This window comes from Actinomadura rugatobispora (assembly GCF_042656285.1).
GTDB lineage: Bacteria > Actinomycetota > Actinomycetes > Streptosporangiales > Streptosporangiaceae > Spirillospora > Spirillospora rugatobispora.
Genome location: NZ_JBHSON010000093.1, coordinates 31,425 through 47,969 on the forward strand (window position 1 = coordinate 31,425; position 16,545 = coordinate 47,969).

10 protein-coding genes, 1 tRNA gene and 1 pseudogene are annotated in these 16,545 nt (G+C 72.8%); 1 reads left to right on the forward strand and 11 read right to left on the reverse strand.

Going from position 1 to position 16,545, the window contains the following annotated elements:
• Window positions 1–8: 8 nt before the first annotated feature.
• The 10 genes from ACFPZN_RS44215 to ACFPZN_RS44260 all read right to left on the reverse strand — a co-directional run bounded on the left by ACFPZN_RS44215 (window position 9) and on the right by ACFPZN_RS44260 (window position 12,810).
• The gene (locus ACFPZN_RS44215) at window positions 9–2,072 is read right to left on the reverse strand and encodes an ABC transporter ATP-binding protein (protein ID WP_378288871.1); all 2,064 of its coding nucleotides are present in this window, start codon (window positions 2,070–2,072) and stop codon (window positions 9–11) included.
• A gap of 47 nt (window positions 2,073–2,119) precedes the next feature.
• Window positions 2,120–2,344, reverse strand: coding sequence for an MbtH family protein (locus tag ACFPZN_RS44220; RefSeq protein ID WP_378288873.1), 225 nt, complete (start codon window positions 2,342–2,344; stop codon window positions 2,120–2,122).
• Between the two features lie 198 nt (window positions 2,345–2,542).
• On the reverse strand, window positions 2,543–2,827 hold the full coding sequence (locus ACFPZN_RS44225) for a hypothetical protein (RefSeq protein WP_378288876.1): 285 nt from the start codon (window positions 2,825–2,827) through the stop codon (window positions 2,543–2,545).
• Window positions 2,828–2,838: 11 nt separating this feature from the next.
• Window positions 2,839–3,669 carry an enoyl-CoA-hydratase DpgD gene (dpgD, locus tag ACFPZN_RS44230; protein WP_378288878.1) on the reverse strand — a complete coding sequence of 277 codons (831 nt, stop codon included), beginning with the start codon at window positions 3,667–3,669 and terminating at the stop codon, window positions 2,839–2,841.
• Window positions 3,666–4,967, reverse strand: a complete 1,302-nt coding sequence (gene dpgC / locus ACFPZN_RS44235; protein WP_378288880.1) for a (3,5-dihydroxyphenyl)acetyl-CoA 1,2-dioxygenase DpgC — start codon at window positions 4,965–4,967, stop codon at window positions 3,666–3,668. The genes dpgD and dpgC overlap by 4 nt, the downstream gene beginning before the upstream one ends.
• A gap of 59 nt (window positions 4,968–5,026) precedes the next feature.
• Window positions 5,027–5,773, reverse strand: coding sequence for an enoyl-CoA-hydratase DpgB (gene dpgB / locus ACFPZN_RS44240; protein WP_378288882.1), 747 nt, complete (start codon window positions 5,771–5,773; stop codon window positions 5,027–5,029).
• 9 nt (window positions 5,774–5,782) lie between these two features.
• The gene (gene dpgA, locus ACFPZN_RS44245; protein ID WP_378288884.1) at window positions 5,783–6,973 is read right to left on the reverse strand and encodes a 3,5-dihydroxyphenylacetyl-CoA synthase DpgA; all 1,191 of its coding nucleotides are present in this window, start codon (window positions 6,971–6,973) and stop codon (window positions 5,783–5,785) included.
• A gap of 144 nt (window positions 6,974–7,117) precedes the next feature.
• On the reverse strand, window positions 7,118–9,403 hold the full coding sequence (locus ACFPZN_RS44250; RefSeq protein WP_378288886.1) for an aminotransferase class I/II-fold pyridoxal phosphate-dependent enzyme: 2,286 nt from the start codon (window positions 9,401–9,403) through the stop codon (window positions 7,118–7,120).
• A 417-nt stretch (window positions 9,404–9,820) separates the two neighbouring features.
• Window positions 9,821–9,895 (reverse strand) — tRNA-Leu (locus ACFPZN_RS44255).
• Window positions 9,896–9,990: 95 nt separating this feature from the next.
• Complete coding sequence (locus ACFPZN_RS44260; RefSeq protein ID WP_378288888.1) at window positions 9,991–12,810, reverse strand: helix-turn-helix transcriptional regulator; 2,820 nt, start codon at window positions 12,808–12,810, stop codon at window positions 9,991–9,993.
• A 734-nt stretch (window positions 12,811–13,544) separates the two neighbouring features.
• Between ACFPZN_RS44260 and ACFPZN_RS44265 the strand changes: the two genes are divergently transcribed.
• Window positions 13,545–16,214 (forward strand): AAA family ATPase, encoded by a 2,670-nt coding sequence (locus tag ACFPZN_RS44265; protein ID WP_378288890.1) that lies wholly within the window; start codon window positions 13,545–13,547, stop codon window positions 16,212–16,214.
• Window positions 16,215–16,278: 64 nt separating this feature from the next.
• On the opposite strand, the pseudogene ACFPZN_RS44270 reads toward ACFPZN_RS44265, so the two are convergent.
• Window positions 16,279–16,545 (reverse strand): annotated as a pseudogene (locus ACFPZN_RS44270) (hypothetical protein); the annotation flags it as partial.

Genomic DNA, 16,545 nt, shown 5'->3' on the forward strand with positions numbered 1-16,545 from the left:
CCGCACCTTCACCGTCCGGGCGGCGGGCCCGGCGGGGGCCCTGGAGGCATTCCCGGTGGCGGGCCGAACGGCGGCGGCCCCATCGGCGGGCCCATCGGCGGGCCGCCGACGTGCATGGGCGGCGGGCCGCCGGGGAAGCCGGCGGGAGCACCGTTCCGGGGGGACGGACGGGCGGCCGCGAACTGGGTGCGGCACAGCTCGGCGTAGAGGCCCTCGTGCTCCAGCAGTTCCTCGTGGGTGCCGCGTTCGCCGATCTCACCGGCGTCGAGCACCAGGATCTGGTCTGCCTCACGGATGGTGGACAGCCGGTGCGCGATGACCAGTGAGGTGCGGCCGGCCAGCGCGGCCTTCAGCGCGCGCTGCACGGCCGCCTCGGACTCGGAGTCCAGGTGCGCCGTGGCCTCGTCGAGGATGACGATCGGCGGGGCCTTGAGCAGCAGCCGGGCGATGGCGACGCGCTGTTTCTCTCCGCCGGACAGGCGGTGGCCGCGGTCGCCCACGACCGTGTCGAGGCCGTCCGGCAGCGAGGAGATCAGCTCCCAGATCCGCGCCGCCCGGCAGGCCTCGATCAGTTCCTCCTCGGTGGCGCCGGGACGCGCGTACTCCAGGTTCGACCGGATGGTCTCGTGGAAGAGGTAGGCGTCCTGGGTGACCACGCCGACCGTCTCGCGCAGCGAGTCGAGCGTGACGTCGCGGAGGTCGTGACCGGCGATCCGCACGGCGCCCGAGTCCGGGTCGTACAGCCGCGTCACCAGGTGGGTGAGCGTGGTCTTGCCGGCGCCCGAGGGGCCGACCAGGGCGGTGAGCTTCCCTTCGGGCGCGCGGAAGCTCACCTCGCGCAGGGTCATGGCGTTCTGGGCGCGTTCGGGTACGGGCAGCGCGAACGACTCGAGCGAGGCCAGCGACACCTCGGCGGCGGACGGGTACCGGAACGACACCCTCTCGAACTCGATCTCCGGCGCCGTTCCGTTCTCGGGCACGGGGGACGCGGCGGACAGGACGGGCAGGGCGCGGGCGTCGGGGCGCTCGGCGATCAGCGGCTTCAGGTCGAGGATCTCGAAGACCCGGTCGAAGCTGACGAGCGCGGTCATCACGTGGGTCAGCATGCTCGACAGCTGGTTGATCGGGGCGAACAGCCGGGTCAGCAGGGTCGCCAGGGCCACCAGCGTGCCGATCTGGATCGCGCCGTCGATGACCAGGACGCCGCCGAGGCCGTACACCATCGCGGTGGCCAGCGAGGTCAGCAGCATCACCGTGATCAGCAGCAGCTCGCCGTAGACGGAGGTGATGACGCCGATGTCGCGGACCCGGGCCGCGCGGGCGGCGAACAGCCGGGCCTCGGCCTTCGGGTGCCCGTAGAGCTTGGTGTGCAGCGCCCCGGCCGCGTTGAACCGCTCGTGCATCACCGAGGCCATCGCGGCGTCCTGCTGCATCGACTCCCGCACCAGCCGCTGCAGCCGGCGCCCGACGAGCCTGCCGGGCAGCAGGAAGAACGGCAGCACGGCCAGGGCGACGAGCGTGATCTGCCAGGAGAGGTAGAACATCGTGCCGAGCACCAGCACCAGGGTCAGCAGGCTGGACAGCGCGCTCGACAGCAGCGAGGTGACCGCCTGCTGCGCCTGGAGCACGTCGGTGTTCAGCCGGCTGATCAGCGACCCGGTCTGCGCGCGGGTGAAGAACGCCAGCGGCTGCCGCTGGACATGGTCGAACACCTCGGTGCGCAGGTCGTAGATGAGCCCCTCGCCGATCCGCCCCGACAGCAGGCTCTGGGCGAGCCTGGAGCCCGCCTCCAGCAGTGCCAGCCCGGCGACCGCGAGCGCGAGGATCACGACCATGCCGGTGTCACGGGGCATGACGCCCTGGTCGAGGATGTACTTGAACAGCAGCGGAATCGACACCGCGATGAACGCCGTGAGCGCGGTCAGCGTCAGATGACCGGCGATGCGCACGCGGTACGGCCTCGCGTAAGGGAGGATCCGCCGGACGGTGCCCGGCTTTATCCGCTGCCGGGTCGGCGGCTCTTCGTCATCGCCGAACCCGTTGATGATTATCGGCCCCGGACCGCCGATCATGGCACGGAAACCTCCTTTCGCTCACTGTGGCCGCTGGCGGGGACGGGTCACCGCGCGGTCTCGTACTCGCGCATCTCCTCGATGAGGCTCTTGGGCCGCATGTCCGTCCAGTTCTGCTCGATGAACTCCAGGCAGGCCTGCCGGGTTTCCTCGCCGTGCGCGACGGTCCAGCCGGCGGGCACGTCGGCGAACGACGGCCAGAGCGAGTACTGGCCCTCGTCGTTGACGAGGGCCAGGAAGGTGCCGTTCTCGTCATCGAAAGGATTCGCCATGATCACTCCTTTGACAAAGGAAAGCACTTGTTCTTGCACATTCCTTCGCAAAGATAGCGGCGACCCCGAGAACCCTGCAACGCCGCATAAATGGACACTTACCCGCACCGTCCAACTGTTCAGAAAAACACTTGGACAAAAGAGAGGGGCCCGCCGAATTCATCGGCGAGCCCCTCTCCACGGGGTTTCCGGAAAAGGTCAGGCGCCGGACCAGCCGTGCGCGCGGGCCAGGTCCAGCAGGCTCTGCCGGACCCGCACGACCTGCTCGCCCGGCAGCTCGGGCGCCTGCGCCAGCAGGATCTCGGTGATCTCGTGGGCGAGTGCGGACCGCGGAGTGCTCCCCCGTTCCGGCCCGTCTTCCAGCCCGCCTTCCGCTCCGCTCCGGACCTGCCCCTGCTCGTCCGGCCGGCCGGAATCGCTCACCCGGGCCGCGTGCGACCGCCCGGATCCGCTCTCGTAGTTCTCCCCAGGACTGGTCGTCATCGCCGTCCTCCTCAGTGTCCGGACCATTCGGGGTCCCGTTTCTCGGCGAAGGCCCGCGGGCCCTCCACCGCGTCCCGGCTGCGCATCCGGCGCTCCTCCCACACGTAACGCGTGGCGAACGCCTGCTCCAGAGGCATGTCGACGGACCGCAGCACCGCCTCCTTGATCGCCCGCACCGACAGCGGAGCGCCGCGGACCAGGTCACCGGTCCACCGGTCCACGCACTCGTCCAGGGCGTCGTGCGGGACGACCTCGTTCACCAGCCCGAACCGCAGTGCCTCCGCGGCGGACATGCGGCGGCCCGTGAGCAGGTGCCCCATCGCCGCCTTCAGCGGCAGCTGCCGGGCGAGCCGGAACGCGCCGCCCGCGCCGGGGACCAGGCCGAGCCGCACCTCCGGCAGGCCGAAGACGGCGTGTTCGGACGCGACGATGATGTCGCAGGCCAGGGCCAGCTCGAAGCCGCCGCCGAGCGCGTAGCCGTTCACGCGCGCGAGCACCGGCTTGGACAGGGTGGTGAAGCGTTCGGTGAGCCGCGGCCAGCCGGGCAGGCCGCGGCTGCCGAACGTGGTGGGGGGCGCGTCCTCGGCGTTGAGCCGGGCGCGTTCCTTCAGGTCCTGCCCGACCGAGAAGGAACGGTCGCCCGCACCGGTCAGGACCGCCACCCGCACCTCGTCGTCCGCCTCCACGTCGTCCCAGATGAGGGCGAGCTCCTCGTGCGTGCGGAGGTCCATCGCGTTCAGCACCGCCGGACGGTCCAGGGTGATGCGGGCGACATGGTCCTTCTTCTCGTACCGCACCCGGACGTCGTCGTCCGCGGACCCGGTGCCGGCTTCGCCGGTCATGACGGCCCGGTCGAGAAGCGGCCGACCTTGTCGATGACGTCCTCCCCGTAGATCCGCAGCGCCTGCTGCAGCGCGAACTCGGCCATGTAGCGGCGGAACTCCTCCGGCGGTTCCTCGGCGAGGTTCAGCATCCGGCGGTTGGTGACCACCGCCGGGCCGCGCAGCCGTCCCACGGCGCGTTCGATGGCCGCGTCGAGGTCGCGCGGCTCCACGACCTCGTCGACCAGCGTCCGGGCGTCGGGCTCGGTCGCCCAGATGCGGCGGCCCGAGAGGATGACCTGGCGCGCCACCCGCGGTCCGGTGAGGCGGCCGAGCCGGTAGTTGCCGGCGCCCGGGATGATCCCCTCCTGCGCGGCCGGCAGGCTGAGGTAGGCGTCGGCCGCGGCGATCACGTGGTCGAAGACCAGCAGGAGCTGGCCTCCGCCGCCGATCGCGAAGGCGTCCACGGCGGCGACCCACGGCTTGTCCGCCGTCGGCCACTGCCACGCCCCGTCCCCTCCGGTACCGCCCTCCGCGCCGCCTTCGCCCTCGACGCGCAGGCCCCGTACGAGCTTGCTGATGTAGCCGAGCTCGCGCCTCAGCAGGAAGCCGACCAGCGAGATGTCACCGGAGTGCAGGCGCTTGAGGTTGATGCCCGCGCTGAACACCCGCCTGCCGCGGTAGCGGGGATGGGTCATCTCCCCTCCGCGCAGCATGCCGACGCCGACCGCCGGGTCCAGCAGCGCCAGGTCGACGGCGGTCTCCATGTCGTCGACCTGGATGTCGTCCTCGGCGTTCAGGCAGTCGTCGCGGCACATGGTCAGGTACGCCACGCCGTCGCGGCGTTCCAGCCGTACGGCCTCCATCTCGACCAGGCCGGTCCGGGTGAACTCCGGCAGCAGCCGCAGCGCCCGCGGGGTCGGCCGGAGCATCGCGTCGACCAGGTGCGGGCCCGCGACCGGGGAACGCAGCACGGCCCGCAGGAAGATGCCCTGGTCGATCTCCCGGCCGTCCTTGCCCGCCTGCGGGCGGGCCCGTTCGACGGCGAGCTGCTCCGCCGTGGGGACGAGCCCGGGGTAGGCGTTCGCGGCGGCCTCGACCAGTTCCCCGATCCGCAGGTGGGCGGTGCGGCCCCCGGTCAGGTCGTCGTAGACCGCGTCGGCGTGCGCGTCCATGAACCGGGTGCGCAGCCTCCGGGCCTCCGCGGCGGCCGCCGCGATCGCCGAGCGCTGCTCGGGCGAGCGTTCCACGGGCTCCGGCGCCGCCGACACCAGGTCCTCGAAGCGACGCACCGCGTCCGCGAGGACTGTCCACTGCACGGTTCGCCTGGACGCCGCGCCTCCTACGGCCTCGCTCGGCGGCGCGGTGGCGGGCGCCGTCACGACGCCGTCCCCGCCTCGGCGAGCTGCCGCAGCGCGCGGTCGCAGGCGGCCAGGTGGGCGCCGAGCGCGTCCTCGAAGCTCATGGTGGCCGCGTCGAACATCAGCCGCCGCCGGATCGCCAGCTCGCTGCCCGAGAAGCCGCCGAACCGCCCGGCCGCCGCGGTGAGCGCGGCGGCCGGGTCGTCGGCCACCTCGGTGAGCAGGCCGAGGCCCAGCGCCCGCGACGCCTCGACGGGCACGCCGAACAGCAGCGCCGAACGGATCGCCGCGGCTCCCGCCTGCTGGACCAGCCGGAACACCGCCATGCCGGGCCAGGTCGCCACGCCGTCGCCCGCGACCAGCAGCCGCACGTCCGGGCCGGCGATGCGCAGGTCGGTGGCCAGCAGCGCGTCCAGGGCCGGACCGCCGACATCGCCGGCGGCGACCGCGACCGTGGTCATGGGCAGCCTCTCCAGCCGCCGCAGCACGCGCTCCCACTTGGTGACCAGCGGCGTGTCGAGGGCGCCGGTCCACGCGCCCTCGGGCGCACCCGTGACCTGGACGACCACGACGCCGGGACCCGCGTGGTCCTCGGCCCGGTCGCAGACCGCGCCGAGCGCCCTGACCGTCCCGGCCGAGAACGCGGCCGCCCCGTCGACCCGGACCGTCAGCCCCTCATCGATGCCCGCCGGAGTACCCGCCTCGAACATGTCAGCCCCGCCCTTTCCCGTCTGCTCCGCCATCACCACTGGATCGGTGTTCATCAGGTCCGCTCACCACCGGACCAGGGCGGTCTCGAGCGTGGAGCCGGGACCCATCGTCATGAGGACGCCGTACTCGCCCGGCCTCGTCACGCCCTCGTCGAGCAGCCGCTCGTAGGAGAACAGGAACGAGCCGCTGGAAACGTTGCCGTGGTCGCGCAGCACGCTGGTGGTGTGCCGCACGTCGTGCCTGCTCAGCTCGAGGTTGACCACGACGGCGTCGATGACCTTCTTGCCGCCGGAGTGCACCACCCAGTGCCGTACGTCGCTGCGCCGCAGGCCGGTGCCCGCCAGCAGCCGGTCGGCGACGATCTCGGCGTGCGCGCCGACCACGTACGGGATCTGCGGGTCGAGGAAGAAGCTGAACCGGCCCTGGTCGCGGTCCCAGTCGTAGCGCATCGCGTCCACGGCCTCGGGGATGATGCAGCTGGCGAACTTCAGGATGCGCGGGCCCCGCTCGGCGCCCGCGGCGGGCCCGCCGGCGTCCACCGCGGGTTCGGCGATCAGCGCGAGCGCGGCGGCACCGTCGCCGAACAGGCTGTTGACGACCGCGGTCCGCATGGTGGAGTCCATCGCGTACGCGGCGGAGCAGACCTCCGCGCACAGCACGACGGCGAGCCGGCCGGGGTGCGCCACGGCCCAGCCGTTGACGACGTTGAGGGCGTTCAGCCCGGCGTTACAACCCATTCCGACGATGTCGGCGCGGCTGCAGTGCCGGTCGATGCCCAGTTCGCGGATGAGCAGGGCGCTGAGCCCCGGGGTGAGGAATCCGGTGGAGGTGACGCAGCACAGGTGCCCGAGGTCGGAGAGCTCGGCGCCCGCCCGCTTCAGGCAGGCGTGGAGCGCCTCGGCGCCCATCTCGACCGCCAGCCGCCTGTGCTTGTCGAGCAGGTCGCCCTGCGGTTCGGAGACCCGCGCACCGGACGCGCCGGGCTCGGGCAGGGCGAGGTTGCGCCGGTCGATCGCGCTGTTGAGGAAGACCGAGCGCACCTTGGGATCGGTGATCCCGAACGCGGCGAGCACCTCCTGCTGGGAGTAGGAGGTCGCGGTCACGGCCGTCCCGACCCCCACCATCCGGGCGAGGTGGGGGCCGGGCGGTAAGAAGGCGGGCTCGGCGTCGAGGAACGCGGCGTCCGGTCCCGCGTTCGGTACGGCCTCCGGTACGGCGCCGAGGTTCTCCGGGGTTTCGAGGTTCAAGGTCATCGGAAGGTCCATCCCCACATTCGTGGCTTGCTCCTGATCGGTGTGACTCCGCGTTCGATCACGGAAAGCGCCTTTCTCTCGCGTCCCGTCACAGTGGGACGTTCCCGTGCTTGCGCCTGTGGTCTCGCTGCTCATGGAGGGCCGTCATGCCTGCGCCTCGTTGCTCTGCGCCTCGATGAAGTGGGCGAGCCGGGCGGTGCCCTCCTCGATCTCCGCGGAGGTCAGGTAGCTGGTGGACAGCCGCAGGGCGTGGTGGCCCCCTCCTTCGGGATGGAAGTAGGTCATGGGCGTCCAGATGACCCCGAACTCCTGGGCGGAGCGGTTCAGCGCGGCGTTGCCGGTCCGGAACGGCACCTCGACCGTGAGGAAGAACCCCCCGGCGGGCTTGTTCCACCGCACGCCGAGCGCGGCGCGGCGGCCGGCCGGGAGACGCCGGTCCAGGTGCTCCAGCGTGGCCCGCATGGTTCCCGCGTAGTGGGCGGCCGCCGGGGCGTTGAACTCCGAGAGCCGGCCGCCGGCGCTGAGCAGGGCGCCCGCCACGGCCGCCTGGCTGAGCGAGCTGGTGTTCACGGTCACCATGCTCTTGATCTTGGCGAGCTCGTCCGCCAGCAGCCCGGTCCGGCCGGTCTCGTCCTCGACCCGCTGGTCGGCGATGACGAAGCCGACCCGGGCGCCGGGGAACACCGTCTTGGAGTAGGAGCCCAGGTGCACGACCCGGCGCTCGCGGTCCAGGGACTTCAGGGTCGGCGGCGGCGGGCCGGGGCTGACCAGCCGGTAGGGGTTGTCCTCCAGAACGAGGATGTCGTGCCTGGCCGCAACGGCGAGCAGCTCGCGCCGCGAGCGCAGGTCCATCGTGGTCCCCGACGGGTTGGAATGGTCGGGCACCACGTAGAAGGCGCGGGGGCGGCGGCCGCGGGCACGCTCGGCCAGGATCGCCGCCTCCAGGTCGGCGCAGCTGACGCCGCCCGCCCGCTCCTCGACCCCGGTCACGGCGATGTCCAGCAGCCGGGCGGCGCCGGTGATGCCCACGTAGCAGGGGCTGGACACCAGCAGCACGTCGTCGGGACCGGCGATGAGCGCGCGCAGCACCAGCAGCATCGCCTCCTGCGCTCCGACCGTCACCACGATGGACTCGGGCGGGACGTCGATGTCCTCGTCGATCCGCAGCGAGTCGGCGATGACGTCCTGGATCTGCCCGGCGGTGGGCCCGTACTGGAACAGGTTGGTGCGCAGCGCGTGCGGAGAGCGGCCCTGGGCGGCCAGGTGGTCGAGGTAGCGCCGCAGGTAGCCGAAGATCTGCTCGTTCTGGAACAGGTCGTCGTAGGGGCGGCCGGGCGCGAACGAGATCGCGTCCGGATAGCGCAGGGTGATCTCGTTGAGGAAGGTCATCGTGTCCAGCACCGGGCTGGACACGCTGCCGTGCAGCTCCCTTTTGCGGAGGTCGGCCCCGGCGGGCCGGGGCGCCGGCTCCACCGGGCCGGAGCCCGGCGGGTCCGAGGCGACCGGGCCCGGCTGCGTCCGTACGAGACCGGGACCGATGTCGGCGACCGAGCCCGCCCCGGTGAACGTCATCGCCTCCTTCAGCTCCGTGACGACCACGTCCAGCACGCGCGCCGCTCCGGACTCCCCGTCCGCCGCCAGCCCGTCGAGCACCGGACGGCCGAGGCACACCGCGTCGGCGCCCGCGGCGAGCGCGATCAGGACGTCGGCTCCACCGCGGACCCCGCCGTCGAGCAGCACCGGGCAGCGACCGGCCACGGCCGCCGCGACCTCGGGCAGGACGTCGATCGCTCCCCGCCCCCCGGGGCGGCCGGTGACCACGATCCCCGCGGCGCCCGCGTCGACGGCGCGCGAGGCGTCCGCCGCGCTCAGCGGCCCGGCGACGAACACGGGCAGCGAGCAGGCCGAACGCAGCCACTCGACCTCCACCGGATCGGCGGGGTCGCCGTGGGCATCGGACGGGCCGGCCAGGTGCGCGGGCGCCGCGGCCACCGTCAGGCAGGGCACGTCCGCCGCCACCATCAGCGCCTCGAAGCCCGCCCGCTCGGCCCGCTCGACGAGCCGCCGGGTCACCGCGCGGTCCTTGTACGGCGGGAGCCGCAGCCAGCAGGTCGTGTCGGCGGTCGCGGCGAGCTCGGCGAAGGTCCGGCCGGTGTACGCGCTCACCACGACCGGGACACCGGCCGCGGCGGCGGCCCGCACCATGGCGGGTTCGCCGTTCGGGCAGGCCAGGTCCGGCCCGGCGAGCGGGGCGACGGCCAGCGGAGCCGCCCAGGTACGGCCGAGGATCTTGGTGGCGGGGTCGGGCGGGCCGATGCCCGCCGGCCGTCCCGCCCCGCGGGGCCGCAGGCCCGTCCGGCCGAAGCCCGCGATATCGGCCGCGTTCCGCCGCTCCCGCTCCGCGACGAACCCGCGCAGCACGGGGTTCATGCCCTCTTCCACCGGTCGCGCGAAATCGCCGGGTGCGCCTTTCATAAGGCGACCGTCCGCGCACGTGCCCTGTTCGCTGCCTCGTCCGGCCATGAAGATCCCCCGGGCATTGATGGTGGAGCGCTTCCTGAGCCCGGCCAAGGATTACACGACGGCATCCGCCCGACAAGGAGCGTCCATGTCCAAGCGGGAATCCTCCACGGTTGGACAGCCCAATAGGGCCGGACCGTCCGCAACGTGACGGTGGTGCACAGTTTCCGCACGCCATATTCTTTGTTCATTCTCTTGCTCGTCCGGCCGGTGCCGGTCGGGCCCGGCCGTCCGACCGTGATCGCGGGGCCGTGCGCGGTCGAGACGCCGGAAGCGAACGCGGGGCCCCGGAGGAGGGCCCCGCGTTCGGCCGGGCGGCGGGTGCGGTACCCCCGATCGGAATTGAACCGACAACCAGAACCCTTTTAAGGGGTTTGCCTCTGCCATTTGGGCTACGGGGGCGAATTGATCGTAACGCCCTCGTACGGGTGACCGCCAGATCGGAGGTGTCCATTGAAAGGCCCCGGGAGCCGCGTGTGACGAATGCCACTCTCGGCCTAGCCGGTGGAATCCCGTGACAGGGGCATGAGAAACAGCGGCAGATCGGTTCGCCGGCCGATCTTCAGCTTGCGGTACACGCGGGTCAGATGCTGTTCCACGGTGCTCATCGTGACGTGCAGGCTGCGTGCGATCTGCCGGTTGGTGTAGCCGTCGGCCGCCAGTTCGGCCACCCGCCGCTCCGCCTCGCTCAGCCCGTACAACGGATCGGAGCCCGGGTCGGCTCCATCGCCCTCCGCGACGTCCGCCGGGTCCGCCGCACTCGCCGGGCCCATGCTCACCGGCAACTCGGCCCCGCACTCGGCCGCGAGCGAGCGAGCCCGCCGTTCCAGCGCCGTGGCGCGGCACGACCGGCCCTCACTCCGGTAGGACGCGCTCAGGTCCAGCAGCGCGCGGGCCAGTTCAAGCCGGTCGCCCGAGCTCTCCTGCGCCTCCACCGCTTCGGTGAGCAGTGCCGTGCGCCGGTCGGCGTCGGCCGCCGCGGCCAGCACGCGCAGGGTCATCCCGCGCGTCCTCAGCTGGGCGCCGGCCTGCCGCCCTTGGCCGTCGGGCAGCCGCTTCAGCTGGTCGGCCGCGAGCCTGCCGGCCTCCTCGCGCTCCCCCAGCGCGAGATGGGCCTCCGCCTGGTCGATCCGCCACGCGACGAACCCCGGCACGTCGCACTCCCAGAAGGTCATCAGCTCGCCGCACGCCCTGAACTCCGCGAGCGCCGCGTGCGGGCGATCGGTCGCGAGGTAGTAGCGGCCGCGTGCCTGCAGGTAGGGCAGAACCAGCGGGCTGCGGAACAGCGGGCCCGGCAGCGGCACGTCCAGGTGCTCCTCGACTTCCTTGAACCTCCCCATCGCCGTCAGGGCCAGCACCAGGATGGCCAGCGGGAACCCGACGAGCACGCCCCAGCCCTTGGGCGTCAGGTCCGTGAGGGCCCCCCGCGCGCATGTCACGGCCGCTTCCAGATCGCCGTGGCGCTGATGGATCAGTGCCCGCAGGACACTGGCGAACGCGTTGACCAGAGGCGTCGATCGTGCCGCGGACCCGTCGAAGGAGTCGAGCCATCGGACCGCCTCACCGGGCTCGTCGGCATAGACCAGAGCCGCGATGGCGACGACCGGGGCCAGCGTCCGCAACGTCTGGCCCGCGGCGCCGAGGATCTCCTCCGCTTCGACGAGCGTCTCCTCGTGGGCGCCGCGCACCAGTGTCCCGGCCAGCCTGGCCTCGCACCCGAAGGACGGCGCCAGAGGGGTGGGAAGCGCTTTCTCTCGTGGGCCGCAGGGCAGGGACGGCAGATCGTCGAGAATCTCCTGCCGGAACAACCCCGGGTAGGCGTGGCGCAGCCACCACAGCGGCACGTCGAACGTCGTGCCGTACGTCACCGTCGGCGCGTCGGCGGGGCCGGCCCCCTCGTGCATGAGCTCGAGCGCCTCGTCGATCCGCCCGAGCCAGAACAGCCAGGCGACCAGGACCGCCGCCGCGTGGGCGGGGAGCCGCCCCTCCCGCAGGCCGCGGATCAGCTCGGGCAGGTGGCGGGCCGCGGTCGCCGGGCCGAGCTGCCACTCGGCGCCGGCCAGTTCCAGATGGATCGCCGGCCGCTGGTCGTCGTCGGCGCACTCCCGCAGGGCCAGCCTGAGGTAGCCGACCGCCTCGGTCACCCCGCCGGCGGCCAGCGCCTGCCCCGCCGCTTCCCGGAGCACGGCGCCGGCCCACGGGGCCCGTGCCCGGTCGGCGGCGATGAGGCTGCCGGCGACGACCTCCGCGGAGGCACCGTGGGCGTGCAGCACCTCCGCCGCCCGGAGGTAGAGGGCCGTGCGCTCGTCGGGGCGCATACCGCTCAGCACCGCCGCGCGGACGGCCTCATGAATCCGGCCGCCGCCGTCGATGAGACCGGTGGCCCGCAGCACCTCGCGGGTCAGGCCGAGGGATTCGGCGTCGAGCCGGACCAGCTCGCCGAGCAGCCCCGGGGAGGGATGGTCGGGAAGCACCGCCAGCCCCCGGGCGAGCGCCGTGGAATCCGACCGGTGGACGCAGGTCAGGACCGCCTGCCGGAACGCCTCCCCGAAGACGAAGCAGGCGGGGCGGGCCGGGCCCGACATCCGCAGGTCCTCGACGAGCGCCTGGACGAGCAGCGGGTTGCCGCCGCTGACCTCGTGGCACTCCGGCGCGAGCCGCCGGGCGGGCAGGGGACCGAGATGCTCGGCGAGCATCTCGGCGACTCCCTGCCCGGTGAGGGGCCTGACCCTGACCCGCTGGGCGTACGGCTGGCGGAGCAGATCGGTGAGCAGCGGCGAGTGCGGCCGGGTGGGGCGCAGGCACTCGGTGAGCAGCATCAGCACGGAGGTCGTTCTCAGCCGGTGGCCGAGGTACAGCAGGAACTGCAGGGACGGCTCGTCGGCGTGGTGGATGTCATCGATCCCGATCACCAGCGGACCGCGTCCGGCCACCTCGAGGAGGATGGCGCTCAGGCCGTTGAAGATCGTCGCCGGCACCCGGGCGACCGCACCGGAGTCCGCGTCGCCGTCGGGGCCGGGCTCCGCGCCGATCCGGTGCGCCATCGCGGCGAGCGTGCCGTCGCCCAGCAGGCGTTCGGCCCGTTCGCTCTCGGCGGCCGTCAGCGCGGGGTGCTGGAAGAGCTGGCTCACCGAGCTCAGCGGCAGGTTGCGCTCGACGCTCGACGCCGAGGCGCTGAGGAAGGTCGAGCCGGCCGCCGCCTCGCGCCCGGCGAGGATGTGCATCAGCCGCGTCTTTCCCGTGGCGGCCGCCCCCTCGATCAGGATCACCCTTCCGGTGACCGGGCGCCTGGTAGGAGAAATATCGGCGACCCCCATTGACCAATCACCCCCGTGGACTCCGTCATCGCGTGCGACGTCTCGAAGCCGGCAGAACTACGGCCGATCATTGACCGGCCGTGGCCGTGCCGGTGTGCGGCACGGCATGATCTTGACTCGCTCCGCTGCCGACCACCCCGTTACGACGCTTCGACTCCCCCGTGATGAATCCGTGATCATTATTTCCTGATCAACGGCTCTGTAGCCATAGCCCCACCTTGACCGCTTTCTGCCATTTGAATCTCTCTAAGGTCTATGATCAGTTGACACCGTTCGAGCGCCGCGTCAAGAACCCCCTTCGGCCTCCGGTGGACAGCGTGCGGACGGTTCCCGGCCCGCGCCGGGTTCCGGGGTCGGCGCCTCTCGGGAACACCCCGCACCGCCACCCTTTCGCGTGGCCGGGAAGCCCTCTGGCGGACCCACTCCGGTTCGACCGCCGCCTCGCCGCGGAGGTTCGCGGGCGCGACCCGGATCTAACCCCGGCGGCGGGTGAGACTCACCGGCCGGGGGCGGCGGAAACGTCTTCTGACCAGGAGTCTCGGGTGCACGGGGGCACCGCCGCGGCTCGTTACGTCCTTGTGACTCGATGCGTGATCTACTCCTGGCGTCGTCGCCCCACGGGACGGGCGACCTGCGACGCGAGGGAGTCGGGGATGGCAGCGACGGTGGTTTCGGCACTGGCGACGGCGCCCGCCGCCGGGGTCGGCATGCCTCCATCCTCGGGGAGCAGGGGCATGAATCTGATCGAGCGCGAACGAGAACTGACCAGGCTCACGAACCTTTTCAGCGAATCGCAGGCCGGCCGGGGCAGAGTCGCCGTCGTCAGCGGCACGGTGGGCGCCGGGAAAACCGCACTGCTGCACACATTCGCCGAGACCGCGACGGCGTCCGACGCGTTCTTCCTCAGCGCGGCGGCCACACCGGGGCGGCGGAAGATCCCGCTCGGGGTGGTGCGGCAGATATTCCGCGGCATCGCCTCCCTGCCGTGCGGCGGATCGGATGTGACGCGGCTCCTCGACGAGGCAATGGGCGCGGCATTCGCCGGAGACGACTTCTCCCCGATCGACATCACCGAGACCACCGGAGCCGTCCTCCAGAAGTTGAATGATGTACTACTCACCGCCTCTCGGCACGCCCCTCTGGTGATCGGTATTGACGATGCGCACCACGCCGACACCGCCTCACTGCAATTCCTGCTCTACGCCGCCCACCGGGTGCGATCGGCCCGCGTCCTGATGGTCCTCAACGAGCCGGCCGGGCCGTGGCAGGAGCACCCCGCGTTCAACGCCGAGCTGCTGAGCCTGCCGCACAGCCGGCACATCCGCCTGCGCCCGCTCTCGCGACGCGGCCAGGCCCGGCTGCTGGCACCCCGGTTCGGCGACCCGGCCGGCCATCGGCTGGCCATGACATGGCAGGCGATCACGGGCGGCAATCCGCTGCTCGCCCACGCCCTGCTCGAGGACAACAGGCACCTGGTCCGGCCACCGGACCAGCCCCTGGTGGACGCCGCGTACACCCAGGCCCTGCTGACCTGCCTGCGGCGGGGCGGGCCGGCGATGGTCGCGGTCGCCCGCGCCCTGGCCGTCCTGGAGGAGCCGGCACCCTCGCGCGCTCTGCTCGGCCGCCTGCTGGACATGGACGCGGAGCATGTCCGTGACACGATCGAGCTGATGAACCGGGCCGGGCTCCTCGGTGGCGGCCGGTGGCGGCACCCCGCCGCCCGGGCCGGAGTGCTCGACAGCATCGCCCCCGGCGAGCGCTCCGCGCTGCACGGCCGGGCGGCCCGGCTGCTGCACGAGCACGGCGCGGCCCCCGCGGTCGTGGCCGGCCAGCTCGTCGCGGTGGGCGACACCGAGGCCGCGTGGGCGGTGCCCGTGCTGGAGGAGGCGGCCGAACAGGCGCTGGCCGCCAGGGAGACGCACACCGCGCTGTCCTGCCTGCGGCTGGCCCACCGGACCGACTCCGACGAGCGGCAGCGGGCACGGATCACGAGCGCGCTGGCCGGCACCGAGTGGCGGATCGATCCGTCCGCCGCGGGCCGGCTGCTGCCCGCGCTGGTCTCCGCCGCATGCGACGGCCTGCTCACCGGCCGGCACACGGCCCGGCTCCTGGGCCACCTCATGTGGTGCGGGCGCGTGAAGGAGGCCGCCGGGCTGCTGGTGCGGCTGACCGCTCCCGGGACACCGCGCCCCATCGGGGCCTCGGCCCACCTCGAAGCCGTGACGCTGTTGATGTCGTGCGTCTACCCGGACGTGGTGCGCCGCGCGGCGCCCCGGTCGACGGCGACCGCCGGCAGGCGGGACGCCGCCGCCTCCGCGGACCGTCGGGTGCGGGCCGCCTCGGCACTGTCGGCGGTGCTGACCGGCGCGTCCGACCGCGACGTGATCGCCACCGCCGAACAGGTCCTGCAGGGAACCCGGCTCGGCGAGCAGCTCTCGGAGTCGCCCCTCGCCGCGCTGGCGGCGCTGGTCTACGCCGACCGGCCGGATCAGGCGGCGACGTGGTGCGACCCGCTCCTGACCGAGGCCGCGACCCGGCGCGAACCGGTCGCCCATGCCGTCCTGGCCGCCGCCCGCGCGGTGATCTCCATTCGCCAGGGGGATCCTGCCGGGGCCGAGCGGCACGCCCGGACCGCCCTGACCCGGATCTCCCCGGCGAGCTGGGGCGTGGCCATCGGCCTGCCGCTGTCGGTGATGGTGCTCGCCGCCACCGCGCTCGGCCGGTTCGAGGACGCCGCCACCTACCTGGACGTCCCGGTGCCGGAGGCCACGTTCCAGTCCCCGTGCGGGCTGCACTACCTGCAGGCCCGCGGGCGGTACCACCTGGCGACCGGGCATCCGGCCGCGGCCCTGGCCGACTTCGAGCACTGCGGCGGGCTCATGACCGCCTGGGGATTCGACCGGCCCGGGCTGATCACCTGGCGGAGCGACGCCGCTCAGGCGCTCATCGCCCTCGGCGACGCCGGACGCGCCGTCGAGCTGATCGAGGCGCAACTGGCCCTCGTCCCGCCGGGCCCCTCCAGGACGCGCGGCATCTCGTTGCGGGTGCGGGGGATGGCCGCCGAGGGAGACGAGCGGAACGCGTGGCTCCAGGAGGCCGTCGACGTCCTGGAGCAGAGCGGCGACCGGTACGAGTCGGCGCTCGCGGCCGGAGAGCTCGGCCGCACCCGGAACCCGGGCGCACCCGGCGACCGGGCCCCCGACCCCGAGCCCGATGCCCGCGACCTGACCGAGGCGGAGAGCCGGATCGCCACGCTGGCGGCCGAGGGATGGACCAACCGCCAGATCGCCGACAAGCTGCTCATCACGGTCAGCACCGTGGAGCAGCACCTCACCCGGGTCTACCGCAAACTCCAGGTGAACCGCCGCACCGATCTGCGGGCGAGGCTGCGCGGCGATGGCTGACCGGCGGGGAGGGCGAACGGTGGCCTCCCCCGGAAGGGAAGACCACCGCGGTTCGGGCCCGCCGTCAGACGATGCCGGCGACCTGCCGTTCGACCTTCGCCGCGAAATCGGCCCAGACGTCCGCGCAGTCCCTGGCCAGCCGGGCGACGATGTCCCCGCAGTGCGGAGGGACATTGCTGATGATGTCGTCCCAGTCCGCCGACTTCATCGTGTGGATGTTCAGCAGTATCAGCAGGTTCCGGCCGGTCTCGCTGAACCGCAGGGCCGGATCCGCCTTGAGCCTCTCCACCACCGCCGTGCGGTCGGCCGGCACGCGGGCCGGCACGGCCGC

What these genes read in the sequence shown, in the direction of transcription:
- ACFPZN_RS44215 (WP_378288871.1), bottom strand. Translation starts at nt 2,072, where the DNA reads ATGATCGGCGGTCCGGGGCCGATAATCATCAACGGGTTCGGCGATGAC.
- ACFPZN_RS44250 (WP_378288886.1), bottom strand. Translation starts at nt 9,403, where the DNA reads ATGAACCCCGTGCTGCGCGGGTTCGTCGCGGAGCGGGAGCGGCGGAAC.
- ACFPZN_RS44225 (WP_378288876.1), bottom strand. Translation starts at nt 2,827, where the DNA reads ATGACGACCAGTCCTGGGGAGAACTACGAGAGCGGATCCGGGCGGTCG.
- ACFPZN_RS44220 (WP_378288873.1), bottom strand. Translation starts at nt 2,344, where the DNA reads ATGGCGAATCCTTTCGATGACGAGAACGGCACCTTCCTGGCCCTCGTC.
- dpgA (WP_378288884.1), bottom strand. Translation starts at nt 6,973, where the DNA reads ATGACCTTGAACCTCGAAACCCCGGAGAACCTCGGCGCCGTACCGGAG.
- ACFPZN_RS44260 (WP_378288888.1), bottom strand. Translation starts at nt 12,810, where the DNA reads ATGGGGGTCGCCGATATTTCTCCTACCAGGCGCCCGGTCACCGGAAGG.
- ACFPZN_RS44265 (WP_378288890.1), top strand. Translation starts at nt 13,545, where the DNA reads ATGAATCTGATCGAGCGCGAACGAGAACTGACCAGGCTCACGAACCTT.
- dpgB (WP_378288882.1), bottom strand. Translation starts at nt 5,773, where the DNA reads ATGAACACCGATCCAGTGGTGATGGCGGAGCAGACGGGAAAGGGCGGG.
- dpgD (WP_378288878.1), bottom strand. Translation starts at nt 3,669, where the DNA reads ATGACCGGCGAAGCCGGCACCGGGTCCGCGGACGACGACGTCCGGGTG.